Origin of the sequence: Blautia parvula, assembly GCF_020215665.1 — a bacterium.
In the GTDB taxonomy this organism is placed as follows: Bacteria; Bacillota; Clostridia; order Lachnospirales; family Lachnospiraceae; genus Blautia; species Blautia celeris.
The window spans coordinates 846,510-869,886 of the sequence record NZ_CP084061.1; the positions used below are offsets into that span (position 1 = coordinate 846,510).

Consider the following 23,377-nt stretch of genomic DNA (forward strand, 5'->3'; position numbering starts at 1 on the left):
ATATGGAAAGAAAAGAATTTGCACCGCTTAGCTTCTGGGCATGGAATGAGTTTATGGATGACGAGAGTATATGCCGCCGAATAGAGGAATTTCATGAGGAGGGCCTGCGTGGATTTTTCATGCATTCCAGGGCCGGACTTATGACTTCCTATCTGTCAAAAGAGTGGTTCCATGCCTGCCGGACAGCCGTGAAAAAGGCGGAAGAGCTGGGAATGGAGGCCTGGATTTATGACGAAGACGGATGGCCCAGTGGTTTTGCCGGCGGTCTGGTAAATGGCTGCGGACAGGAATATCAGGCAAAGTATATAAAAATCTGCAAAGCAGATGATGAAACAGCAGGACACCGCATATTGGCGTCCTTTCGAAAAACTTCCCACGGCTATGATTTTACAGAGCCGGCAAAGGCGGATGTGCTGTTTGTTTGTGTCACAGAACCGAATTATGTGGATTTACTGTCTAAAAAAGTTACGGAAAAATTCCTGGAAGTGACACACGAACGTTATAAAGAGGAGCTGGGTGAATTTTTCGGTACAGTAGTCCCCGGATTTTTTACGGATGAACCGCAGTATGACCTGCATGGGTTTCCTTACAGTGATGAATTGGAAGAATATTTCCGGAAACGAAATGGGTATTCCTTTTTAAAGTCCATGTATCTTTTTTTGGAAACAGAATCCCCGGAAACGGGGAAATTCCGGAAAGATTACTGGGATACGGTGCAGGAGATGATGGAATTTCATTTTGCACGGCAGATTTATGACTGGTGCGAAAAAAATCATGTGAAGTTTACGGGACATTTTCCAGGGGAGGACAGTTTTATCCAGCAAATGCAGAGCACGGCAGGCGTGATGCCAAAATATAAGTATATGCAGCAGCCGGGCATTGACCATTTGGGAAAGAGAATCACCTCTGTGCTCCTGACAAAGCAGGTTACCAGTGCGGCAAAGCAGTATGGGAGAAATAAAGTGCTTTCCGAGACTTTTGGCTGTGCGGGGTGGAATATTACTTTTGAGGAGATGTGTTATATCTGGGGCTGGCAGGCAGCCTCAGGGATCAATATCCCTGTATTGCATATAGGTGCCCACACAATGAAGGGAATCAGAAAAAGAGATTATCCTGCCTTTTATTCTTATCAGGAACCCTGGTGGGAGCAGTTTCATCATGTTGCTCATTGGATGGAAGGCATAGGCTATTTTATGGAAAAAGGAGAATGGACTGAGGATACATTGGTATTGAGTCCTTTAAAATCCATATATCTGCTCCACAGGGAACGAAGATCAGAGGCGGAACAAGAGTATGCGGCTTCCTACCGCAGCCTCTTGGAGAATTTGATGGATATTCAGGTAGGGTATGATATTGGTGATGAAGAAATCATACGTGACTGCGGAGCAGTGGAAGACGGGAAATTTATAGTTGGCAAATGTGTTTATCATACCGTAATTGTACCAAAGTGCCTGATATTGGAAGAAAATACGGTATGTCTCCTTAAAAAATTCAGGAGCCAGGGCGGAACTGTCTTGTTTACAGGGGAACTACCAAAATGCGGGCCTGCTGATATGACATGGGCCAAAGATTGTCATGTCATTCAAAATAGAAGAGGATTTTGGGATAAATGCTTCGCAGCATTACACAGTAAAAGGGATATGGTTGTCTTTGAGAAAGAAGGACTTCATATAGCGAAAGACCTTTGTGTATCGGTAAAACAGGCAGAAAAAAAATATATTTATATATGGAACCGTCATCAGGACAGCGTAAGGAAGCTGATGCTAAAGATATCCGGACAGCAAAAGGTTTGCGAAATAAATCCGGAGACTGAGGCCAGAACTTTTATGGAGGTGCAGTACAGCGGCGGAGATTCCATGGTGTATTTCCAGATGGAAGGCAGACAGTCCATACTGCTGGAAGCCGTGGAAGGGATGTCACATTACAGGGAGCCGGAAGAAATGTATACCTGCAGCCTCAGAGGAAACTGGAAGCTGTCCGGAAGAAATGCCCTGACTCTGGACTATGCGGCTTTCTCTTTTGACGATAAAATCTATTCAGAAGAAATGCCGATGGTAAAAATGCATCCTGAATTATACCGCAGGGCAGCAGAGGAAAAGGCAGATAAGTTTTATATTCGTTACAGTTTCCATAATGAAATGGAACATCCTGTTACGCTTCAGGCAGCAGTAGAAGATGATGACTGTATAGGAGTGTGGTGCAACGGAACTGAAATCACCTCATCCAGAGCAGACTGGTATATGGACGAAAAAATCCATGAATATTCTCTGGAGGGAAAATTGAAAGAGGGATGGAATACAGTAAAAGCAGCTTACCGTATCCCGTCAGAGGAAGTCAGGGACGTGGACGGACTGTTTGAGACGGAAGTAAACAGATTTTTTTATCCGGTTGAACCGGAGGCCATTTATATACTGGGAGACTTCTGGGTCCAGCCGCAGGCACTGCCTGTTCAAAAGCCGGCATATATACAAGTAAAGCGCTGTACTTTTAGTCTAAGGGACAGAAAAGAAATTTCAGGATTCCAGAACGTAACTACTCAGGGATGCTGGTTTTACAGAGGAAATCTGAAGACCGTGCTTGAGATTGATAAGATGGAGGAATGCATACAGTATCTGAAATTTTCTGACCTGAGGGCAGCAGCCGTTTTGATTCGATGCAACGGGCATTCTGAACTGCTTTATATGTCTCCTTTCAGGGTGAAGCTTACTCCAATGCTGAGAGAGGGGAAAAATCATGTGGAGGTAATACTGTATGGCACCAACAGGAATCTTTTAGGCCCTCACCATCACTGCAAAGGGGAAGTGTGCTTTGTGGGACCCAACACCTTTAAAGGTATTCGGGGATATGAGGATCATGTAGTAAGCCCGGATATAGATTTTGAGGATACCTGGACAGATTCCTATTCATTTCAGCCTTTTGGCGTGGGCAAAATTATACTTGAACAGAAAAAAGCGGTACGATCAGAAGGATGCTGATCAGTTAAGCTTCCGAAACCCCAAAGGCGTGACCCCGGTTATTTTCCTGAAGATAGAGATAAAATGGCTCGCATCCGCAAACCCCACCTTATGCGCAATATCCTGCACTTCCATACGCGGATTTGTGAGCAGATACTCCTTGGCCTTGTTGATCCTGTAAATAGTCAGGTATTCATAAGCGGAGCATCCCAGAAAACGGTGGAACAGCCGTGACAGGTACTGGGGCGAGATGTATACCTGGCGGCTGAGTTTCTGTACGGTCAGCTCGGAATGATAATTTGTTTCGATTTCCTGTATTGCCGGGGCCACATACCTCTGATACAGGGAATCTTCCAGAAGGTCGCGAGTATTGATACCATCTGCAAGAAACATCAGGAGCCGATAGCAGTCTGCCGATAAGGCCTTGACATCCATGGGCGGGTTCTCATATTTCTTTACTATGCCGGAAATAAAAGACGCTATCTCGGCGCCCTGCTCCTTTCCGATAAAGATAAACGGCCTGTTTCCTAAAAGTCTGGGAATGCTGCTTTCAATAGTCCCTGTAAAGGTGGCAAACAGGGTGAGCCATTCCTCTGTCTCCTTTCCATAGGAATGCTGGATGAACGGCGTGATCAATACACCTTCTCCCTCCTGCAGAAGGTATTCCTTTCCCTGTATGGTGATTCTGCCGCTTCCTTTTTCGGACTGGAGATAGTGGCAGAGCGGATAGCCCTTGGGACGGGAAGTGTGTTCCTGTACCCAGTGGTTTCCTATGGAATCAAAAGTAAACGGTTCGCTGACCGGTGTATTTCTAAAATAAATCGGCATTGTTCTCACCTGTTTCAAAATGTTATATTATTTAGCTTAACATATTACACAATCCTTTGTCTATCTATAATATAATCAAACTAACCGTAAGAGAAAGCAGAAGTAACGGTTCAGCTTGTCTGAATTGTTACAAGCAGAAATAAGGAGACAGGTGACATGAAAGGTAAATTTAAAAGAATTTTATACGGCGGGGATTATAATCCAAACCAGTGGCCAAAGGATATCTGGCAGGAGGATATGAGGATATTTAAGGATGCGCGGATCAACAGCGCCACCATCAATGTATTTTCCTGGGCAAAGATCCAGCCCTCAGAGGAAGTCTATGACTTCAGTGAACTGGACGAGATTGTGGAGATGCTGAGCCGGGAGAATTATGACATTGTGCTTGCCACATCCACGGCTGCGCTTCCCGCATGGATGGTGAAGCGGTATCCTGAAGTTGCAAGAACAGACTATGAGGGAAGGCATCACAAATTCGGACAGAGGCACAATGCGTGCCCGAATTCTCCGGTCTATCAGAAGTATGCGGAGGCGCTTGCAAAAGAACTGGCAAAGAGATACGGAAGCAATGAACATATTGCGTGCTGGCATATTAATAATGAATACGGCGGCGAATGCTACTGCGAGAATTGTGAAAAGGCATTCCGCGTCTGGCTGAGGAAAAAGTATGGAACCATAGAAGCTCTGAATAAAGCGTGGAATCTGGAATTCTGGGGACATACCATTTATGACTGGGATGAAATCGTACTGCCTAATGCGCTGAGTGAAGGGCTGGGGAGCGATAAGACGGCATTTGCGGGGATCTCTGTGGATTACCGCAGATTTATGTCAGACAGCATGCTGGGTAATTATGTGATGGAGCGGGATGCGGTACGCTGTTATGATAAAGAGACTCCAATCACCACGAATCTCATGGGAACCTACAAGGGGCTGGACTATTTCAAATGGGCAAAAGAGATGGATGTCGTGTCCTGGGACAATTATCCCAGCTATGACACACCGTGGAGTCAGACCGCTATGTGCCATGATCTCATGCGCGGTCTGAAGGATGAATCTTTTATGCTGATGGAGCAGACACCGAGCCAGCAGAACTGGCAGCCATATAATTCTCTGAAAAGGCCGGGACAGATGCGGGCCCAGAGTTATCAGACCATTGCCCATGGTGCGGATACCATCCAGTTTTTCCAGCTTCGCAGAAGCGTTGGCGGATGTGAAAAGTTCCACGGGGCAGTCATTGCCCATGTGGGTACTGAGGATACGAGAGTATTCAGGGAGGTACAGCAGCTCGGACAGGAACTGGAGATGCTGGGAGACCGGACACTGGATTCCGTCAATGAGGCAGAGGTGGGCATTGTCTTTGACTGGGATAACTACTGGGCACTGGAATATACTAGCGGACCGAATGTGGATCTGACATATGTAGACCAGATACACCAGTATTACCGGTATTTTTATGAGCGCAATATTCCTGTCAATATGATACCCTTTGACGCGGATTTTAGCAGGTATAAAATGGTTGTAGCGCCTGTTCTTTACATGGTGAAAGCCGGTATGCAGGAAGCCCTGGAGGATTTCGTAAGCAAAGGCGGCGTTCTGGTCACTACATATATGAGCGGAATCGTGGACCAGTCGGATAATGTATATCTCGGCGGCTATCCCGGAGTTCTGAGCAAAATGGCCGGAGTGTGGGTGGAAGAGATTGACGCCCTGGCACCGGAGCAGGAAAATACGGTGATCTTTGACGATGGTGTCAGTGTGCCCGGCAGATTGGTGTGTGATATCATACATCTGAGAGGGGCAGAATGCATCGGCCGTTATGGAAAAGATTTCTATGCAGAGAGCCCGGCAGTGACCAGGAATCTGTTCGGGGACGGATCCGTATATTACATCGGAACAGAAATGGACTGCCGGGGGCTTGCGAAGGTCCTTGACATGGCAGCAGAAGATGTAAGCGTTAAACCGGTTGTGGAAGAGAAGACAGGTCTTGAAATCACCTGCAGGAAGAAAGACGGACAGAGATATTATTTTGTGATCAATTTTAAGGATGAAGATTTTGAAATTCCCTCCTGCTTTGTGGGAAACACAGATGTGCTGACAGGGGAATGTGTGAAAAGCGGCGAGATGCTTTCAAAATATGATGTAAAGATCATCTGCACAGAAGATTAGATATTAGAATTATTATAAAGTTTCTGCTAAAAGAGGACAGTGACACTGAGAAGTGTGCGCAGTCCTCTTTTGGCATAGACGATGTATGGCCCATATGGATTGACAAAACCGAAAGATGGGATATAATGAAAATAGATTTTAACATAAACGGATTTATATAAATACATTTTTAGAGAAGGTGAGATATTGCCGCGGACACAAATCCCAAAAGAAGCCATATTGAAAGCCGCCCTGAGGAAACTGATCCGGGATGGGTATTCCAGCTTGAACATTAAAAGTATTGCGGAGGAGATTGGCTGTTCCACACAGCCCATTTCCTGGCATTTTGGCAATATGGAGACACTGCGCAGAGCGCTGGCAGAATTTGCTTTGAACTATGCCAATGAGAAAATGTACAGAGGCGGGAAACAGGGGATGGATGCCTTCTTTCATGTGGGCAGGGCTTACATAGAGATGGCATTTGATGAACCTAATCTTTTCCAGTATCTGTTTATGAACGGCGGAAGCGGAAACCGTGGAATCGGATTTAGACAACTTGTAAATACGGATGAGAAAAAAGAGATGATACAGCAGATCACAGTTGATCTGCAGATACCGGAAGAAAAGACCAGCCAGTTTTTTCATAATATGATAATCTACACACACGGTCTGGCCTCTTATATTGCCACAGGACAAATCACAGCACCCAAAGAAGAGGTGTGGGATATGCTCAAAAAAGCCGTCTTTTTGTTTCATGAGGAACAGGCGCAGTCAGAGAAGGGAAAAGAAGGATGAAAAAAACAATTTTATTTGTAATACTGGAGCAGTATGCGGATTGGGAATCAGCCTACCTGGCATCAGCGCTCTATATGCTGGGACAGGGAAAATATGAGGCAAAGACAGTATCCCTGACAACAGACAGGGTGGCATCCATCGGCGGTTTTCATGTGGTACCGGATTATGATATCTGCTCAGTGCCGGAGGATTATGAAGCTGTCATTCTGGTTGGAGGCATGTCCTGGAGAAATGCAGAGGCCGGGAAAATCGCGCCTCTGGCAAAACAGTGCTTTGAAAAGGGGAAGGTTCTTGGTGCAATATGTGACGCGTCAGCTTTTCTGGGAACCATTGGCCTTTTGAACCACGTTGAACACACAAGCAATGATTTAAATGACTTAAAACAATGGGCAGGTGAGGCATATACAGGGGAAGCGAATTACATTGCAAAACAAGCTGTGAGCCATAAAAATGTGGTTACCGCCAACGGCACAGCAGCGCTGGAGTTTGCAAAAGAGGTACTGCTCGCTTTAGAAGCGGCACCGGAGGAGAAGATAGTGGAATGGTTCCAGTTCCACAAACTGGGATATTATGCTTCCGCAGTGCCTAAGGACGCCAATAGCTGGAACGACTAGAGAAGAGGTGAGGTGCGGTGAAACGTTGTATTGCAGCAGCCGGAATAGCTGATAAACCAAATTGTGATTACAGGAGGATTTTTTATGACTATTCCGGAGAAAGAAATTTATCCCAGAACAGGCGATAAACAGACGATTTATTTAAAGAACGTGATCCATGATCCCAATATAACGGTTGGGGAATACACGATGTATAACGATTTTGTCAATGACCCGGTGCTGTTTGAGAAAAATAACGTATTATACCATTATGCCATCAACAGGGATAAGCTTATCATCGGGAAATTCTGTTCCATTGCCTGCGGCGCAAAATTTTTGTTTAACAGTGCAAACCACACATTCCGTTCGTTGTCCACATACCCGTTTCCTCTTTTCTTTGAGGAGTGGGAGCTGGATAAAAAGAATGTAACGGATTCCTGGGACAACAAGGGAGATATTGTGATCGGCAGTGATGTGTGGATCGGTTACGAGGCTGTTGTAATGGCCGGCGTAACCATCGGTGACGGGGCGGTCATAGGGACCAGGGCAGTGGTGACAAAGGACGTTCCGCCCTATACGATCGTAGGGGGGATACCTGCGAAACCTATACGAAAACGTTTTTCGGAGGAAACCGTTCAGGCACTGCTTGACTTAAGGTGGTGGGACTGGCCGAAAGAAAGGATCATGCAGAATCTGCAGGCCATTCAGTCCGGCTGTATAGAGAAGCTTTGAAAGTGGGGCCCTTCGGGGCCCTGCATGAATATCTCTGCCTGCCGGGGTATGGAACCGGCTGCCAGGGAAATATCAGCGAACGGCAGAGCTGTCCGCAGCGTTTTGCAGATATGGAGTGACTATGGAAAATGAGAGAAGAAACAGACTGACGGATCATCTGGATAAACTGCATACAACAGAGTTAGGGGCAATGCGGATCAGAAGGAATCTTGCCCTGGATACGGATCAGGTGACTGCATGGTGCAAAGAAAAAATAAGGTCGCCCCATGCTGTTATCACCAGAAAAGGAAAGAACTGGTATGTAAGCGCTGATGGCTGCGTCATTACGGTTAACGCCGGCAGTTGGACGATCATTACAGCACATCGGGAAATACATAGAGCGGATACATCCGTAAATTATATCAGCGGAAATAAAGCGGCATGGGAGGAAGCCTTTGAGCACAGGCATCCCGGCTGGGGAGAGGAAAACCATGTAAAATTAATGCATGAGAGGCTGCCGTTTTTCTGTCCGGATGTTATAAAAGAACTGGAACAAATAGATTTTAAAGAGAAAACCATATCCCAGTTTTGCTGCAACAACGGACGGGAACTGCTGTCCCTGATGCAGCTTGGGGCCAAAAATGCGGTGGGGTTTGATATTGCGGAAAATATTATAGAGCAGGCAAGAGACACCGCGGAGAAGGCCGGCATGGACAACTGCCGTTTTGTCTCATGCAATATACTGGAGATTCCTGAAACATATAACGGTCAGTTTGATTTTATTCTGTTCACCATAGGAGCGCTGACGTGGTTTGAGGATCTAAAACCGCTTTTTCGGAAAGTGTCAGACTGCTTAAAGCCAGGGGGAATCCTGTTAGTCCATGATTTTCATCCGGTGATGAACATGCTGCCATTGCCGGGGGAACCGGAATTTGATGAGAAACATTTGAATAAAACAGCGTATTCTTATTTCAGAAAAGAGCCATGGAAAGAGAATGAAGGGATGGGATATATGTCAGAGACATATGAATCCAAAACCTTCACCAGCTTTTCCCATACAATGGCTGATATTATCAGTGGGGTAAGCTGTGCAGGGATGCGCGTGCTGAAGCTGGAGGAGTTCGATTATGATGTGGGCTTGACTGAGGCATATGATAAAAAAGGATTACCGCTGTCTTTTCTTCTGACCGCGGAAAAATAACGGCAGGAGTGGGGCAATGCAGGAAAATAAAGAAGCAGAACGAAACAGGATCACATATTTGATATGGATCATAGTGACCATGATACTCGGCCTTTCATCGAGAAAATTCGGTCCTTATCTTCCGGTATTTGTCAGGGATTATGCGGGGGACACGCTCTGGGCATTGATGGTATTCTGGGGGATTGGATTTTTATTTGTAAAAATGTCCACAGGAAAGGTGATGGCCGCAGCGCTTCTTTTTTCCTACGCCATAGAATTTTCTCAATTATATCAGGCAGAGTGGATCAACGCGCTGCGCCATACCACTTTGGGTGGTCTGGTATTGGGGTTTGGTTTTTTATGGAGTGATCTAGTGTGTTATACTGTCGGAGTCCTGGCAGGCGGGCTGATGGAATATACTGCTGCCCCTTTCTTCTTCCGCAGTATCGTTTGCCTGAGAAGAGGAAAGGGGCGGCGGGAGTAAAACAATATTAGGCTATAGCGTTTCGGAGGCAATGACTGCGGCTCCTATGGCTCCGGCATATTGTGCCATTTGATGGGTATGTACCTCTAACTGCAGATATTCTTCAAGGGTCTTTCGGAATATTTCATATTTGGACAGGCCGCCTGTGAAGAAAACTTTTCCTTCCAGATTCATCTTCTGGGCAAAAAACGAAGTTCGTTTGCAGATGGCGTGTATCATTCCCAGTGCGATATTACCGGCATCCTCTCCCTCAGCCAGGAGACTGACAATCTCACTTTCAGCAAAAACTGTACACATACTGCTGATACTGGCTGGCTTTTTTCCTTGTACAAAAGTATCGATACTGTCCAGCGGTGCATCCAGAGTACGCATCATCATTTCTATAAATCGTCCTGTTCCTGCCGCACACTTGTCATTCATCAAGAAGTCTGCTACCTGCCGCTGTTCATTGAGCAAAATAGCTTTACAGTCCTGCCCTCCGATGTCTATGACAACCCGGATGGAAGGATTCAGCCAGGCAGCTCCTCTGGCATGGCAGGTGATTTCCGTGATTTTCTTGTCCGCCTGCTCCAAAAGTCCCCTTCCATAACCGGTAGATATGGTAAAATCCACACCATTTTGGGATAAGGCTTTGTATACGGTGTTCAGGCTTTCCTTTGGTCTGGCAGTTGTAGGCACCAGCAGGGCAGACACGATTTCGGTTCCGTCAAACAAGATTCCCTTTGTGGTTGTAGAGCCTGAGTCGATTCCTAGACTTAACATATGGTCCCTCCTACAACATTTCAAGAAATGCAGCCATTCTGGTATTCAGCTGTCCGATATCGCTGACGGAATAGTCAGTCTCCAGAGACATGTATGGCAGATGATAGGTTTCCGTTACGAACCGCTTGATTCCAATGGTTTCCACGTTATATGTATGACATGCCTGCAGTACAACATCAACGACTGCGTCCGGCCGGAATTCTTCGATAAGCTGTCCCATCAGTTTATATCTGCTGGGGTTAGGTGACATACAGGAACATCCTATATTCAGATAGCGTTTTGCCAACGCTTCATATACATCAGGATTTTGTTCATCTACCAATTCCTCCACAGATTTGGCTCCCCCGCAGTTTTCAAATACAACAACCACTCCGCCATTGTCTTCAATGGCCTTGATAACCTTTGAGGCCCCGCCGCTGACAGGGGAACCGGTGATCATGATTCTCGGTCTTTTTTCCAGGTGATTTCCTTCCTCATATTCTTTTTCGATTTTGTCACAGATGGCGTAAATTTCCAGGGCAGACTGTTTTTTGTCAAATTTAAAGGTGGCGCCGTAGAGTACTTTATATAAATCGTCTCCAAGCATGGGGGCAGGGTCTTTTTTCATGAGTTTGTAAAGACGCTTCAGTGCTTCCCGTTCCCGGTTTCTCTCTTTTATGGCAGCTCTGATTTGATCTTCTGTTATGATAACTTTAAATTTTTCCTCCAGGACTTTTTTGAAACGGATGATCTCATTCTTATACATGGTACATCCGTCCTCGCTCTGTCTGTTCGGCAGTTCCATCACGTGCACAGGTTTAAAATTTGCCAGATATTCGTACATCTTCTTTTTTCCGTCGCATGTAGTTTCCCCTACTACCAGGTCGGAGAAATAAAAAAACGGGCACTTATCTGTTTTGGCAAATCCATAACTGGATTTGATCAGCGGACAGAGATTTCTTGGCAGGTCTTTTTCGGCATCGGGAATGGTTTCATCAGAAGTTGAGCATAATCCTACTACAGCGGCGCCCATGGCGGCAGGAATTTCCTGTGGGAAGTAGGTACAGAAAACACCGACGATGGGGACACCTTTTTCCTTTAGACTTTTTATTCCCAGGAAAGATTTCTTTCTCTGCTCTGCAAATTCTTCGTATATTTCCGGTAAATCCTTGATTAATTCCATGTTTTTTCTCCCTCATGTTCTATGTTATTTTTAAGCTGTTCCAATTCGTTATTCTTTTAAAAATATAACGAAGGATAAATAAAAAAGTCCGGTATATGAAAACCATATATTATTCCGAAGCAATTTTCCTGACAGCATCTATGGCTGCCTGCACTTCCTCCTCTGTGTTATAATAGGAAAAGCTGAACCGTACAGCGCCCTGTTCGGCTGTTCCCAGTGCCTGATGCAGTCTGGGGGCACAGTGTGCTCCGGGTCTGGTGGCAATATCATAGACCTGGGACAGTTCATCACTGACTTCTGACGAATCATAATCCCAAATATTCAGAGCTACAATAGGAGCGCGCATCCATGTGGAAAAGTCCCCGTATACCGTTACACCATCTATATCCTTTACCCCCTCATAAAAGGTTCGGGTAAGTCTCTGCTCATGTCTGAAAATACGGTCCATCCCGGTTTTTTCAATAAATGCGGCGCCGGCGCCTAAACCGGCGATCCCATGTCCGTTCAGAGTACCCGCCTCAAGGCCTGTCGGCAGTTCTTTCGGATGTATCCTGTCAAAGGTCCGGATTCCGCTTCCTCCCACTTTTAAAGGTTTGATCTCCAAGTTACCGCACACAGCCAGTCCGCCTGTCCCCTGAGGGCCGAAGAGACTCTTATGTCCGGTAAAACACAATACATCGATGTGCATTTCCTCCATGTCAATGGGGAACACACCTGCAGTCTGGGAAGCGTCCAAAATAAAAAGCGCGCCATATGTATCCGCAATTTTACCGACTCTGGCAATATCGACTAAATTACCTGTAAGATTTGAGCCGTGTGTACAGACGATCGCTTTTGCGTTATCTTTTACAAGAAGCTCCAACCGGTCATAGTCAATACATCCCCTTGTGTCTGCTTCTGCAAAAGAAAGCCGGATCCCCTTTTCCTGTTCCAGCCGATAGAGGGGTCTGAGAACAGAATTATGCTCCAGATCGGTAGTGACAACATGCTCTCCGGGGCCGACCAAACCCTGTATTGCAGTATTTAATGCCTCTGTAGAGTTTAGAGTAAATACAACATTCTGAGCCTGCGGACAGTGAAACATCTCTGCCAGGATCTCCCTGGTTTCGTAAATCCTTCTGGAAGCTGTTAGTGCCTCCTCATGGGAACCCCTGCCGCTGTTTCCCATATGCATCATAGCCTGCAGCACTGCCTCTGCCACCTCCGGGGGTTTATGCAGTGTAGTAGCCGCATTATCAAGATAAATCATTTCCTTCTTGTATGATGTTTATAGAAGCTAAAACATCACATTTTCCTTTCTTTTAGTGATGTGACATAATACATTCAGATGCTGTGGACTTTTGATTTTCTTCTGTAGTCCAACTACTTAAAGGAGTGTATTGCCACGGTTTTATCTGAATCATTTATAAGCTGGATATTGCCACGAGGGAATTCCTTCCCGAGCATTTATTTCAATCAAGTCTATGAGGGTAAACACCTGTGGAATTGTCACAGTATCACACTCAGAAAGGAGATCTTATGATTTACGTAGGCATTGATATTGCCAAACTCAACCATTTCGCCTCTGCCATTTCTTCAGATGGTGAAATTATGCTTCAACCGTTCAAATTTACAAATGACTATGATGGCTTCCATCTGCTGCTTCACAAGCTCGATTCTTTCGATCCTGACAGCCTCATCATAGGTCTTGAATCAACGGCTCACTATGGCAACAACCTTCTTGAATTCCTTGTCAAACATAACTACAAGGTCTGTGTCATAAACCCTATCCAGACCTCGGCAATGCGAAAGAACAACATTCGCAAAACAAAAACGGATAAGGTAGATACTTACATAATTGCTAAAACTTTAATGATGGATCCTCACCGTTTCTTTTCGCAGCATGATCTTTCAATCATGCATTTAAAGGAATTGGGGCGTTTCCGCATGAAACTAATCAAGAAACGTACCCAGGGCAAGATTCAACTAGTCGTATGTTGATCAGGATTTTCCTGAACTGCAGTATTTCTTCAAATCTGGCATCCACCAGAAATCTGTGTATGCAGTTCTTAAAGAAGCACCTACGACCAAAGACATTGCTTCTATGCACCTGACCCATCTGTCACACTTGCTTGAGGTTTCCTCCCACGGTCATTTCAAGAAAGACACAGCGACTGAATTAAGGATTCTGGCACAAAAGTCTGTCGGTTGCAACGACAGTTCTATATCTACTCAGATAACTCAGACCATTGAACTGATCGAGTTACTGGATAGCCAGGTTCATGACGTTGAATCTGAAATGGAATTGATTGTCAATTCTTTGGCTTCCATCATTATGACCATTCCGGGCATTGGTTTTATCAATGGCGGAATGATACTGGGCGAGATTGGCGATATTATGCGCTTCTCCAGCCCATCAAAAGTGCTTGCATTTGCTGGTCTTGATCCGACTGTCTATCAGTCTGGAAACTTTAACGCCAGCCATACCAAGATGTCCAAACGTGGGTCTTGTCCCCTTCGCTACGCTTTGATAAATGCAGCACATAACGTTGTCAAAAACAACAAAACCTTTAAAGATTACTATGATCAGAAAATCTCAGAGGGAAAATCCCATTACAATGCCTTAGGTCATTGTGCCGGGAAGTTGGTTCGCATCATTTATAAAATGCTCACTGACAACGTTTCGTTTAATTTGGATTAATATCTGACCGTTCATATATATTTTTAAAAAGCACCCTATGGGAGCTCTATTAAAGTTAGCCATTTTTCCGGTCAGAAAATAAATATAATCTTTTGCTAATTTAGGGTTGACTTTTCATAGCTGGTCTCCTTTTACCAATATTTTTTGAACAGTTCCTCCACGATCAGGCCGGATTCCCTGTCAAAAGCCTCGTATTTTTCCAAAAAGCTGCGTCCTCTGGGAGTCAATACCGAACCTCCGCCATTCTTGCCCCCACTTTGCTTTTCTACCAGTTCAAACCCAAGCTGTTCCTCTGCATTGTGGAGTATCTTCCAGGCTTTGCTGTATGCGATTCCCATCTTTTTGGCGGCCGCATTCAAGGAGCCTTCCTTATCGATCAGACGGAGAAGCTGAGCGACTCCCTTTCCGAAAATCTTCTCCCCTTCCTCATTGCACAGCCGCAGTGACATACTGATTTTCAAGTAGTGATCCTCCCCTTCCGGTATACTGCTTATTTTTACATTATACCAACATCACCGTGCAGGAAGCAATACCTTTGGCATATTCCTTTCATGATATATTACGATCGTACTTCGTTTGTTTCCTTTAAGTGCTTGACTCTCACCTTACGTGATACAGTATAATCAGAAAAAAGAACAGACACACCGGTGTATGTTTGAAAGGCGGGATGTAATTATGAAGGAAAATCTGGATATGAGCAGGTATTTTGCTGCACTGGAGGCATTCAAAGAAGAACATCATGATGAGGTGATCAAATACTGGAAAACGGAGAAAGCCTTTGACAACATGATAAAACGATTCAGGAAAAAAGAAAAACAGATGGCCAGGGACGCCATAAAAAGCTTTGGGAGCATAGACAAATACACGGATGCCATGATAGAAAATCTCGGACATCTGACAGAAGTCGTTGAAGAACTCATGCGTATGTGATAAAATAACCCTCCACTATAACACCAGACTTGATATCCATGTTACGGTAGTCTTTGTAAGGAGGCATAAAAAAATGAACACATACAGGACTTCGGAAATTGCAGAAATCATCGGCGTACATCCCAATACGGTGCGTTTGTATGAAGAGCTGGGGCTGATTCCAAAACCCGGACGGCTTCCAAATGGCTACAGGGTATTTACAGAGCTTCACATAGAGCAGTTCCGCCTTGCCCGTCTCGCATTTCAGATCGAAGTGCTGCAGAACGGGCTGCGGAAGAAAATAGTACAGATGGTAAAAGTGTCTGCGGCAGGTGATTATGAGAAGGCACTGGAACTCACACGGGAATATCTGCTGCAGATTCGGCAGGAGATTGCCAACGCGGAGGAGGCCACCCAGATCGCTGAGCAGATTTTAGACGGCAGAACAGAAGAAAATCTGCACACCATGAAACGGAAGGAAGTGTCCGAATACTTAAATGTTTCCATGGATACCCTGAGAAACTGGGAGATGAACGGTCTATTGACAGTCAGACGCAGGCAGAACGGGTACCGCGTTTATACAGATGGAGATATCAAGCGCCTGAAGATTATCCGTTCCCTTCGGTGTGCCAACTATTCGCTGGAAGCTATTTTGACCATGCTCGGGCAGGTATCAAAAAATCCGGGGATAGATATCAAGAAAGCGCTGGATACACCGAAGGAGGATACTGAGATCATTACAGTGTGCGATAAACTGGTGACCTCCCTCACCGCGGCAGAGTTAAATGCGGAAAAAATGATGGAGAAGCTCACGGAAATGAAAATCAGATTTTCTGAACCCTCCATTTAACCGCCAATGTTTTTTCCTGTGATATCCTTGTCCTTGATAAAACAAGGAGGTAAAAGATATGCAGGAAGTAATCAAAGTAGAACAGCTCACCAAATCCTACGGTAAGCTGCATGCAGTGGAAAACATAAGTCTGTCCGTTGACAGGGGAATGGTATTTGGCCTGCTCGGAGCAAACGGCGCAGGAAAATCCACCACGATCGAATGTATCCTGGGAACGAAAAAAGCCGACACAGGGACGATTCGCATTCTGGGAGCAGACCCTTTTAAGGACCGGAAAAAACTCTTTGAAAGGGTAGGGGTACAGTTCCAGGAGAGCAGCTATCAGGAGCAGATCACAGTGGCAGAGCTGTGCCGGGTGACTGCCTCATTATACAAAGAAGCCGCTGACCCCTTTGCACTGCTTGCTCGGTTTGGAATTGCGGATAAGAAGAACAGCCCTGTCAAAGATCTGTCCGGAGGACAGAAGCAGCGTCTGTTTATTGTTCTTGCGCTGATACCTGATCCGGAAGTAGTTTTTTTGGACGAACTGACAACCGGGCTGGACGCAAAAGCACGGCGGGAGGTATGGAAAATACTTTCTGACCTGAAAGAAAAAGGTCTGACCATTTTTCTGACTTCACATTTCATGGATGAAGTGGAAGCTTTATGTGACGGTATCTGTATTTTGAAACGAGGAAAGATCGTTTTCTATGGAACAGTTTCAGAGGCGATAGAAAAAAGCCCGTATGAGAAATTTGAGGACGCTTATCTTTGGTATACAGACGAGGAGGAACAGGCCAATGAAAACATTTAGAACCATGCTTAAGACAGAACTGAAATTGTCACTGCGAGGAATGGATATGTTCATATTTGCCATCTGTGTCCCTGTTGTGGTGTTGGTGATACTGGGAATCATATACGGAGAAAAGCCGGCCTATCCGGGGGCAGACTATACCTTTTTGGAACAATCCTTTGGCGCCATTGCCACTATATCTATTTGCGCCGGCGGGGTAATGGGACTGCCCTTGGTGGTCTCGGATTACCGGAGTAAAAAGATTCTGAAGCGCTATCAGGTCACCCCGGTCAGTCCGGCCATGATCCTGTTTGTGCAGGTAGTCATTTATACCCTGTATGCAGTGGTTTCTTTTTTGCTGCTGTATCTTACAGGTGCGCTCTTTTTCGGGTATCGGTTTAACGGGTCAGTGCTTCATTTTCTGGGAGGCTACCTGCTGGTGCTGGTATCCATGTTCAGCATCGGCATGATGGTGGGAGGCATAGCGCCGAATACGAAAATAGCGGGTGTGATCGCCAGTATTCTCTACTTCCCCATGCTGATATTTTCCGGGGCAACACTTCCCTATGAAGTTATGCCGGCAGCCATGCAGAAGGCAGCCAATATCCTGCCTCTTGCACAGGGGATAAAATTACTGAAAGCAGCATCTCTTGGGCAGGGCACAGAAAATGTGACGGTATCGGTCCTCATTATGATCGTGATCGCGGTACTCTGTACAGGGATAGCTTTTCGATACTTTAAATGGGAATAAAGCGGATGCAGCAGTGCTTTGTATAGATTTTGCAGACCGCCTATGATACAATGAAGAATATTAGAAATTCAGAACCCGGTCCTATACAGGAAAAGCCGGTATGACTTTTTGATGTTGGAACTGTGGTATCTTATAGAAAGCGAGACTGCATTATGAGCGAACCTATACTTTTTAAGGCACGTGAGGAGTTCAGAGATTGGCTGAAAAACAATTGTATGACCAGCGGCGGCGTCTGGCTGCTTTTCGGAAAAACGAAGGAGCTGGTAACCGTCAAAGCCGGAGAAGCACTGGAAGAGGCTCTTTGTTTCGGCTGGATTGACGGCCTTATGAAACGGGTCGATGAGAAATCTTATGTGAAATACTTTTCTGCCCGCAGAAGCGGCAGCAAATGGTCAGAAAAAAATAAGGCGCTGGCAGAGGCTCTTGAAAAAAGTGGTTTGATGACGGATTTCGGAAGAGCAAAGATTGAGGAAGCGAAGAAAAACGGGCAGTGGGAGGGCACTGCCCTAAAAGTGGTTATAGGTAAAGAGCAGATAGACTCTGTGGCGGAACTGCTGAAAGGAAATGAACAGGCATATGCAAACTTCCTGAATATGTCCCCGTCAGTGCAGAAGACCTATACCAGAGCATATCTGGATGCCAGGACGGAGGCCGGACGCGTCAAACGGCTGGCGTGGATGACGGAGAGGCTGGAAAAGAATTTAAAACCCATGTGAAGGTTTTGCTCCGGACTGCCTGATCTGTCAGATAAAAAACTTTTTAATCCTCAGCGGGAATCAAATTACTGTTGTATTTGGTTTTGCCCGACATAACATCATCATAAAAGGTCTGTTTCCAATCTATGTAGTCAATGGAATCCTGAAGTTCCTGCATAGAGAGGAGCAGGTCTTTTCTTTTTTGCTCCAGAATGACTTTCCGCTTAGGTATGGAAGACTGCCCCTGGAGGCACAGAGCGAGATATTCTTTCATTTCTTTCAGGCTCATACCGCATTTCTTCAGACAGGTCAGACTTTTGATCCATGCAATATCATGCGCATCAAAGACACGGCGATTTGTCTTGTCACGTTTTACATTGGGAATCAGACCCTCATTGCAGTAGAATTTCAGTGTTTCATAATGCATGCCTGTTTTCTCACAGGCCTGTTTCATTGTATACATGATAACCTCCGTAAAATAGGAAAACTTAAAAAAGCTATTGACCGGTAGCAGCTACCGGAGAGTACAATGCAAATGATATCAATGGAAATACAGAATGTCAAGTTTGCAGTATGTTAAAAAACAGGAGGATTTGCTGATGTATAATATTAAGAAAAATTTTGGCTTCGGATGTATGAGGCTTCCCATGATTGACGGGGAGGTGGACCAAAGGCAGTTTTCAGAGATGGTGGACACTTTTTTGGAGGCCGGATTTAACTATTTTGATACGGCACACGGGTATCTGGGAGGCAAAAGCGAATTGGCACTAAAAAGCTGCCTGACCAGCCGGCAGCCCCGGGACAGCTATATCCTTACCAATAAACTGACGACGTTTTTCTTTGAAAAGGAAGAGGAGATCCGGCCGTTTTTTGAAAACCAGCTTGCGTGGTGCGGCGTGGAATATTTTGATTTTTATCTGATGCATGCCCAGAGTGCGGAAAACTTTGCAAAATTCAAACGCTGCCATGCGTATGAAACGGCATTGGAACTAAAGAAAGAGGGAAAAATCCGCCATTTCGGCATATCCTTCCACGACCATGCAGATGTGCTGGAACAGATTCTGACGGAATACCCGCAGATTGAAGTCGTACAGATTCAATTCAATTACCTAGATTACGATGACCCTGCAGTACAGAGCCGGAAATGCTATGAGGTCTGCCGCAAATATGGAAAGCCGGTGATCGTTATGGAGCCGGTAAAGGGCGGTAATCTTGTCAATCTGCCGGATGAGGCCAGAGCCGTATTGGATGAGTTAAAGGGCGGCAGTCCGGCCAGCTATGCAATCCGGTATGCAGCCGGATTTGACGGTATGATGATGGTGCTTTCCGGTATGAGTACCCTGGACCAATTGGAAGACAACATCAGTTACATGAGAGAGTTTCAGCCTCTTTCCCAGAAAGAAATGGACGCAGTGGATAAAGTACGGAATATTTTCCGCTCCATGAATCTGATCTCTTGTACTGCCTGTCGGTATTGTACAGATGGATGTCCGAAACATATATCTATCCCTGATTTGTTTGCCTGCATGAATACAAAACAGCTCTATCATGACTGGAACGCGGATTATTATTACAATAACGTCCACACAAAGAAAAACGGAAAAGCATCTGACTGCGTAAAATGCGGAAAATGTGAGGATGCCTGTCCGCAGCATCTTGAGATCAGGAATCTCCTGGAAGATGTTGCAAAAGAGTTCGAGAAAACCTGCCGTTAGGCAGCAATTATCTCCAAGAGACAACAGCGGGTTATCAGTGTGGCACAGCACGCTGCGCCTGAACCATCCGATTTTTGAGCAGACAGTTGTAGATGGAAGAATAGGATTGCAGTGATTGTGTGTGATAATGTATAATAAAGATAGTAAAAGATAGAAACAGAAATTCAAGAATGGAGTTTTTCGGATTATATGAGTATCTTCAGGACGAATTCCAGAAATTATTTTAGGAGATTGCTCATATGGAGAATTATGGAAGTATTGAAGTGAAGATTGATGAAATGCTCGAAAAGAGAAATTTAAGTAAAAATAAATTATGTTTTAAAGCACAATTAGAACGGAAGCAATTAAATAAACTTTACAAAAACGAAGCGGTAAGAATTGATTTCGGTGTTCTTTGTCGAATATGTTTTGCTTTGGATTGCGACATATCAGATATATTGATATATAAAAAGCCTGAGTAAAGGCCAATAATAAAAAGATGTAAAGAGGGGATTCTACTAATGAAGATACTAAGTATATCAGCAACCAATATTCAACATTCCCAAAAGAACAGCATGTCACTATTACTATGCAACAAAATAGCGGAATTTTTGAATTGTAAAGAAATACAATGTGAAGTAATCGATTTAAGAGACTATACTTTGCATCCGTGTATTGGATGTGGTAAATGTTTTAGTAGTAAAAGATGTAGTGCTGATTCAGATTTCAATAAGATTTACAATAAAATTACCAGGTCAGACGGAATCTTTTTTATTTCACCTCATTATGCTCCCATTCCTGCCAAACTTAGTATGGTGCTGGAGAAAATGGAGCAGATCACCTTTTTACATTGGTGGAAAGATAATACATATAAGTCTGAATTATATGGACTGCCCGCGGGAATAATTTCGCATGGTGGTGGGTCTGATTGGGCATTAAAAAGCTATAAAGCAATGGTTAATGATACAATCGCAAATGCTTTAGACACAATTCAATGTAAAGTAGTACCATATGACGAAGAATGGAATACTGGAATTTCCATACCAGTACAAAGAGTTATGGAAGATAGCGATATCTTCCCAATACAAGAATATGATTGGCCTATGATCGATCAAAAAATAAAAGATTATATCGAAATTTTCTTGAGAAAGATTTAATATTAATGAAAGACAGATGTTATTGTTGAATGTGTATCAGACGGCAATAATATTTAAAAAGAAGATAGGAATCACCGTTTCTACTGTTAATTGATTCGGTGATTCCTGTCTTGTTTATCCGTAGTTCTCGCTACATAATTCTTTCAGCATATGCATGAAGAGGTGTAAAAAGTTGTTTTAACTCCATCGGATATATCGGAAATATTAAGCGGAGGCGCAGGTTCTATTGATGTAAAATAAAAGCAGGCTGTCTATAGGCGGTGTATGACATGGCATAATGCATCTGACAGCGCTTCAGAAAACTCTTTTTTCCTGTCAATGAATGGAATATGTCCGGTGTTCCTTATTGTTATAAATTTCTTATAAGGTGCGGAAATAGCATTAAAATATTTAACTGCCATAGGATAAGGTGTTGTCCAGTCGCAGTCACCGGCAATGATGATAACCGGAGTTTCATACTGCAGTGTATAATCGTACATGGTTGATTTTTGGTCCGCTAAAAGTGTCTCATAAAGCGCACTGTTTGCTGCAATGAGACTGCCAAAACTGAACATCCATCTTAAATTTCGGAAGGTCATATACGGAGAAAAAAGCTGTAGGATGAGCATTTTACTGCTGTATTGGGAAGGCAAATACTTCTCTTTTAACTGACGGAATTTCAGCAGTTTTGCTGCTTCCGGTTTATCAAATTTTCGGCACTTCATTATCGGTTCAAGCATTTTTTCTATTTCATATGCATCCTGAGGGCGGCCCGCTGCATAAGCCAAGTGGACGGCTTCCTGTGCGGATACCTGTTCTGATTTTTTAAAATCCAGCATTTGGCTGACGGAAATACAGGCCAATACCTTTTCAGGGTGCTGACCCGCATAAATAGCACCGGGAAAGGTTCCCCACGAGTGCCCCATGAGGATAACCTTTTCTTTTTGAAACTCCAAACGAATATGATCGACAAGCTCATCTAAGTCCGACAGCAGTAAATCCAGAGTAGGTTTTGCGGCTGTTTTATTCTGATAAAAGGTATTTCCACAGCCCCGCTGGTCCCAGTGGATCACGGTATAATCCTGTTCCAGCTCTGCCTGCCAATCATAGGAATAATATGCCATCGGATTGCCTGGCCCTCCGTGCAGCATAAGAATAACCGGATTGGAACTATCCTGTCCCCGGATTTGTATGTACTGTTTTATTTTGCCTATGGTTATATATTCAGATCTTTGAATCCCTGTTTTTGAACGGATTTTATATTGATGGGCAAAAGTGATTTTGCCTGTAATGATCGTGAGTACAAATAATAATATACATCCCATCAATAGGAGCAGTATGCTTTTCATTGACTTTCATCCTCTAATACCCTTAATATTTCTTCAATAAACTGCTGCTGCCTGCGGATAATGGCAAACATGTTTTCTATAGTGATCCTGGAGATTGGAGAAATCGGTTCATTAGCATTTTCGTTACTCTTTTCCCCCTGTTTCAGTTCGCTGTATTCCATTTGCAGCTTCTCTTTTTGTGATTCCAGGGCCTGCCGGGCATTTTCGCGGGGGATTTTATCGATGAGAGATAATCCGCTGTACAGTGTTGTAGGATATAGGACAGAGGAAGCGCCCAGTGCATCAAATATTAAGGATTGCAGATAAGCTGTTCCCTTATCTGTGATTTTATATACAGCTTTTTGCCGGTGGCCCGTGTATTCCACATCAGCTATCTCAATATAGTTATCCTGTTCCAGTTTTTTTAACGCATGATATATGGAACCAACCAATACACCGCCCCATCTTTCAGCATCTGCCATGCTTATCTTTTGCTGAATATCGTAGCCGGACATAGGGTGTTCCTCTAATAAGCCGAGTACCAGTAACTTTGTCACAGTTTCTTTACCTCCGATTCATATACTCAATATTGAGTATACAACAATGAGGAAATTTGTCAAGGTATTTTACAAGACTGCATTATCCGTAATACTTTATAGGATTACTTGACAGAATCCACATTAGAATTTACAGTTAAAGACAAATGATAAGTTTTTCTACAGGCTGTTAATATGGTGGGAGAACTGATAGGAAAAAAGCTATATGCTTATATTTGACAGAGCATGGAAAAAAACGGATAAAGGATGAATATTATGAAAACAAAACTGGTTTGTTTTGATTTAGATGATATATTGATCAGAGGAATCCATTCAGTTATGCTCCCCTGCATCTTGAACGGCAAAGAGGAGGAACACGCCATAATCCAGGAACAGGAAGAAAACTGAAAAA

At 44.3% G+C, this 23,377-nt stretch carries 24 protein-coding genes and 1 pseudogene; 17 read left to right on the forward strand and 8 right to left on the reverse strand.

Annotated features, from left to right (window positions below; translation table 11 throughout):
• Positions 1 to 2: 2 nt before the first annotated feature.
• A complete protein-coding gene (locus tag LC508_RS04035) occupies positions 3 to 2,975 on the forward strand; it encodes a glycosyl hydrolase (RefSeq protein ID WP_118594210.1) in 2,973 nt (990 codons plus the stop codon).
• Here the strand turns inward: LC508_RS04035 and LC508_RS04040 are convergent, their stop codons facing one another.
• Positions 2,976 to 3,782 (reverse strand): AraC family transcriptional regulator, encoded by an 807-nt coding sequence (locus LC508_RS04040; RefSeq protein ID WP_054351354.1) that lies wholly within the window; start codon positions 3,780 to 3,782, stop codon positions 2,976 to 2,978.
• 156 nt (positions 3,783 to 3,938) lie between these two features.
• Between LC508_RS04040 and LC508_RS04045 the strand changes: the two genes are divergently transcribed.
• The 6 genes from LC508_RS04045 (at position 3,939) to LC508_RS04075 (ending at position 9,690) form a co-directional block, all read left to right on the forward strand.
• Positions 3,939 to 5,948 (forward strand): beta-galactosidase, encoded by a 2,010-nt coding sequence (locus tag LC508_RS04045; protein ID WP_103732183.1) that lies wholly within the window; start codon positions 3,939 to 3,941, stop codon positions 5,946 to 5,948.
• Positions 5,949 to 6,134: 186 nt separating this feature from the next.
• Positions 6,135 to 6,722: a TetR/AcrR family transcriptional regulator gene (locus LC508_RS04050; RefSeq protein ID WP_103732182.1), complete on the forward strand. Its 588-nt coding sequence runs from the start codon at positions 6,135 to 6,137 to the stop codon at positions 6,720 to 6,722.
• Entirely contained in the window at positions 6,719 to 7,336 is a 618-nt protein-coding gene (locus LC508_RS04055; protein WP_054351356.1) for a type 1 glutamine amidotransferase family protein, read from the forward strand. Before LC508_RS04050 ends, LC508_RS04055 begins: the two co-directional genes overlap by 4 nt.
• 84 nt (positions 7,337 to 7,420) lie before the next feature.
• Positions 7,421 to 8,047, forward strand: coding sequence for a CatB-related O-acetyltransferase (locus LC508_RS04060; protein WP_103732181.1), 627 nt, complete (start codon positions 7,421 to 7,423; stop codon positions 8,045 to 8,047).
• Between the two features lie 121 nt (positions 8,048 to 8,168).
• Complete coding sequence (locus tag LC508_RS04070) at positions 8,169 to 9,227, forward strand: DUF3781 domain-containing protein (protein WP_330425263.1); 1,059 nt, start codon at positions 8,169 to 8,171, stop codon at positions 9,225 to 9,227.
• Positions 9,228 to 9,243: 16 nt separating this feature from the next.
• A complete protein-coding gene (locus LC508_RS04075) occupies positions 9,244 to 9,690 on the forward strand; it encodes a ribosomal maturation YjgA family protein (protein ID WP_052098919.1) in 447 nt (148 codons plus the stop codon).
• A gap of 12 nt (positions 9,691 to 9,702) precedes the next feature.
• On the opposite strand, the gene LC508_RS04080 is transcribed toward LC508_RS04075, so the two are convergent.
• The 3 genes from LC508_RS04080 to LC508_RS04090 all read right to left on the reverse strand — a co-directional run bounded on the left by LC508_RS04080 (position 9,703) and on the right by LC508_RS04090 (position 12,863).
• Complete coding sequence (locus LC508_RS04080) at positions 9,703 to 10,452, reverse strand: acyl-CoA dehydratase activase (protein WP_033139520.1); 750 nt, start codon at positions 10,450 to 10,452, stop codon at positions 9,703 to 9,705.
• Between the two features lie 10 nt (positions 10,453 to 10,462).
• Complete coding sequence (locus tag LC508_RS04085) at positions 10,463 to 11,614, reverse strand: double-cubane-cluster-containing anaerobic reductase (RefSeq protein ID WP_033139521.1); 1,152 nt, start codon at positions 11,612 to 11,614, stop codon at positions 10,463 to 10,465.
• A gap of 109 nt (positions 11,615 to 11,723) precedes the next feature.
• The gene (locus LC508_RS04090) at positions 11,724 to 12,863 is read right to left on the reverse strand and encodes an aminotransferase class V-fold PLP-dependent enzyme (RefSeq protein ID WP_103732180.1); all 1,140 of its coding nucleotides are present in this window, start codon (positions 12,861 to 12,863) and stop codon (positions 11,724 to 11,726) included.
• Positions 12,864 to 13,132: 269 nt separating this feature from the next.
• Here LC508_RS04090 and LC508_RS04095 point away from each other — a divergent pair.
• Positions 13,133 to 14,294, forward strand: a pseudogene (locus tag LC508_RS04095) (IS110 family RNA-guided transposase).
• A gap of 131 nt (positions 14,295 to 14,425) precedes the next feature.
• Here LC508_RS04095 and LC508_RS04100 read toward each other — a convergent pair.
• Positions 14,426 to 14,755, reverse strand: a complete 330-nt coding sequence (locus LC508_RS04100) for a winged helix-turn-helix domain-containing protein (RefSeq protein ID WP_225305311.1) — start codon at positions 14,753 to 14,755, stop codon at positions 14,426 to 14,428.
• Positions 14,756 to 14,969: 214 nt separating this feature from the next.
• Between LC508_RS04100 and LC508_RS04105 the strand changes: the two genes are divergently transcribed.
• From LC508_RS04105 to LC508_RS04125, 5 genes are all read left to right on the forward strand, one after another.
• Positions 14,970 to 15,224, forward strand: coding sequence for a hypothetical protein (locus LC508_RS04105; protein WP_103731870.1), 255 nt, complete (start codon positions 14,970 to 14,972; stop codon positions 15,222 to 15,224).
• 73 nt (positions 15,225 to 15,297) lie between these two features.
• Positions 15,298 to 16,053 carry a MerR family transcriptional regulator gene (locus tag LC508_RS04110; RefSeq protein WP_103731869.1) on the forward strand — a complete coding sequence of 252 codons (756 nt, stop codon included), beginning with the start codon at positions 15,298 to 15,300 and terminating at the stop codon, positions 16,051 to 16,053.
• A gap of 58 nt (positions 16,054 to 16,111) precedes the next feature.
• Entirely contained in the window at positions 16,112 to 16,846 is a 735-nt protein-coding gene (locus LC508_RS04115) for an ABC transporter ATP-binding protein (protein WP_103731868.1), read from the forward strand.
• Positions 16,833 to 17,576, forward strand: a complete 744-nt coding sequence (locus tag LC508_RS04120; RefSeq protein ID WP_054353646.1) for an ABC transporter permease — start codon at positions 16,833 to 16,835, stop codon at positions 17,574 to 17,576. Before LC508_RS04115 ends, LC508_RS04120 begins: the two co-directional genes overlap by 14 nt.
• 152 nt (positions 17,577 to 17,728) lie before the next feature.
• Entirely contained in the window at positions 17,729 to 18,292 is a 564-nt protein-coding gene (locus LC508_RS04125) for a YdeI/OmpD-associated family protein (RefSeq protein WP_103731867.1), read from the forward strand.
• Positions 18,293 to 18,335: 43 nt separating this feature from the next.
• Here the strand turns inward: LC508_RS04125 and LC508_RS04130 are convergent, their stop codons facing one another.
• On the reverse strand, positions 18,336 to 18,734 hold the full coding sequence (locus tag LC508_RS04130) for a MerR family transcriptional regulator (RefSeq protein WP_033139529.1): 399 nt from the start codon (positions 18,732 to 18,734) through the stop codon (positions 18,336 to 18,338).
• A 136-nt stretch (positions 18,735 to 18,870) separates the two neighbouring features.
• On the opposite strand from LC508_RS04130, the gene LC508_RS04135 reads away from it, so the two are divergent.
• The 3 genes from LC508_RS04135 to LC508_RS04145 all read left to right on the forward strand — a co-directional run bounded on the left by LC508_RS04135 (position 18,871) and on the right by LC508_RS04145 (position 21,122).
• Entirely contained in the window at positions 18,871 to 19,986 is a 1,116-nt protein-coding gene (locus LC508_RS04135; RefSeq protein WP_103731866.1) for an aldo/keto reductase, read from the forward strand.
• A 239-nt stretch (positions 19,987 to 20,225) separates the two neighbouring features.
• Positions 20,226 to 20,447: a helix-turn-helix domain-containing protein gene (locus tag LC508_RS04140; RefSeq protein WP_033139530.1), complete on the forward strand. Its 222-nt coding sequence runs from the start codon at positions 20,226 to 20,228 to the stop codon at positions 20,445 to 20,447.
• A gap of 39 nt (positions 20,448 to 20,486) precedes the next feature.
• The gene (locus LC508_RS04145) at positions 20,487 to 21,122 is read left to right on the forward strand and encodes a flavodoxin family protein (RefSeq protein ID WP_052098923.1); all 636 of its coding nucleotides are present in this window, start codon (positions 20,487 to 20,489) and stop codon (positions 21,120 to 21,122) included.
• Positions 21,123 to 21,373: 251 nt separating this feature from the next.
• Here the strand turns inward: LC508_RS04145 and LC508_RS04150 are convergent, their stop codons facing one another.
• Positions 21,374 to 22,450 (reverse strand): alpha/beta fold hydrolase, encoded by a 1,077-nt coding sequence (locus LC508_RS04150; protein ID WP_103731865.1) that lies wholly within the window; start codon positions 22,448 to 22,450, stop codon positions 21,374 to 21,376.
• Complete coding sequence (locus tag LC508_RS04155; RefSeq protein ID WP_033139532.1) at positions 22,447 to 22,986, reverse strand: PadR family transcriptional regulator; 540 nt, start codon at positions 22,984 to 22,986, stop codon at positions 22,447 to 22,449. Before LC508_RS04155 ends, LC508_RS04150 begins: the two co-directional genes overlap by 4 nt.
• A gap of 255 nt (positions 22,987 to 23,241) precedes the next feature.
• Here LC508_RS04155 and LC508_RS28220 point away from each other — a divergent pair, with 255 nt between their 5' ends.
• A complete protein-coding gene (locus LC508_RS28220) occupies positions 23,242 to 23,373 on the forward strand; it encodes a hypothetical protein (protein WP_255611234.1) in 132 nt (43 codons plus the stop codon).
• The last annotated feature ends 4 nt before the right edge of the window (positions 23,374 to 23,377 follow it).

What these genes read in the sequence shown, in the direction of transcription:
- LC508_RS04125 (WP_103731867.1), top strand. Translation starts at nt 17,729, where the DNA reads ATGAGCGAACCTATACTTTTTAAGGCACGTGAGGAGTTCAGAGATTGG.
- LC508_RS04070 (WP_330425263.1), top strand. Translation starts at nt 8,169, where the DNA reads ATGGAAAATGAGAGAAGAAACAGACTGACGGATCATCTGGATAAACTG.
- LC508_RS04140 (WP_033139530.1), top strand. Translation starts at nt 20,226, where the DNA reads ATGGAGAATTATGGAAGTATTGAAGTGAAGATTGATGAAATGCTCGAA.
- LC508_RS04105 (WP_103731870.1), top strand. Translation starts at nt 14,970, where the DNA reads ATGAAGGAAAATCTGGATATGAGCAGGTATTTTGCTGCACTGGAGGCA.
- LC508_RS04080 (WP_033139520.1), bottom strand. Translation starts at nt 10,452, where the DNA reads ATGTTAAGTCTAGGAATCGACTCAGGCTCTACAACCACAAAGGGAATC.
- LC508_RS28220 (WP_255611234.1), top strand. Translation starts at nt 23,242, where the DNA reads ATGAAAACAAAACTGGTTTGTTTTGATTTAGATGATATATTGATCAGA.
- LC508_RS04110 (WP_103731869.1), top strand. Translation starts at nt 15,298, where the DNA reads ATGAACACATACAGGACTTCGGAAATTGCAGAAATCATCGGCGTACAT.
- LC508_RS04090 (WP_103732180.1), bottom strand. Translation starts at nt 12,863, where the DNA reads ATGATTTATCTTGATAATGCGGCTACTACACTGCATAAACCCCCGGAG.
- LC508_RS04040 (WP_054351354.1), bottom strand. Translation starts at nt 3,782, where the DNA reads ATGCCGATTTATTTTAGAAATACACCGGTCAGCGAACCGTTTACTTTT.
- LC508_RS04145 (WP_052098923.1), top strand. Translation starts at nt 20,487, where the DNA reads ATGAAGATACTAAGTATATCAGCAACCAATATTCAACATTCCCAAAAG.
- LC508_RS04055 (WP_054351356.1), top strand. Translation starts at nt 6,719, where the DNA reads ATGAAAAAAACAATTTTATTTGTAATACTGGAGCAGTATGCGGATTGG.
- LC508_RS04075 (WP_052098919.1), top strand. Translation starts at nt 9,244, where the DNA reads ATGCAGGAAAATAAAGAAGCAGAACGAAACAGGATCACATATTTGATA.
- LC508_RS04130 (WP_033139529.1), bottom strand. Translation starts at nt 18,734, where the DNA reads ATGTATACAATGAAACAGGCCTGTGAGAAAACAGGCATGCATTATGAA.
- LC508_RS04045 (WP_103732183.1), top strand. Translation starts at nt 3,939, where the DNA reads ATGAAAGGTAAATTTAAAAGAATTTTATACGGCGGGGATTATAATCCA.
- LC508_RS04085 (WP_033139521.1), bottom strand. Translation starts at nt 11,614, where the DNA reads ATGGAATTAATCAAGGATTTACCGGAAATATACGAAGAATTTGCAGAG.
- LC508_RS04150 (WP_103731865.1), bottom strand. Translation starts at nt 22,450, where the DNA reads ATGAAAAGCATACTGCTCCTATTGATGGGATGTATATTATTATTTGTA.
- LC508_RS04120 (WP_054353646.1), top strand. Translation starts at nt 16,833, where the DNA reads ATGAAAACATTTAGAACCATGCTTAAGACAGAACTGAAATTGTCACTG.
- LC508_RS04035 (WP_118594210.1), top strand. Translation starts at nt 3, where the DNA reads ATGGAAAGAAAAGAATTTGCACCGCTTAGCTTCTGGGCATGGAATGAG.
- LC508_RS04135 (WP_103731866.1), top strand. Translation starts at nt 18,871, where the DNA reads ATGTATAATATTAAGAAAAATTTTGGCTTCGGATGTATGAGGCTTCCC.
- LC508_RS04115 (WP_103731868.1), top strand. Translation starts at nt 16,112, where the DNA reads ATGCAGGAAGTAATCAAAGTAGAACAGCTCACCAAATCCTACGGTAAG.
- LC508_RS04060 (WP_103732181.1), top strand. Translation starts at nt 7,421, where the DNA reads ATGACTATTCCGGAGAAAGAAATTTATCCCAGAACAGGCGATAAACAG.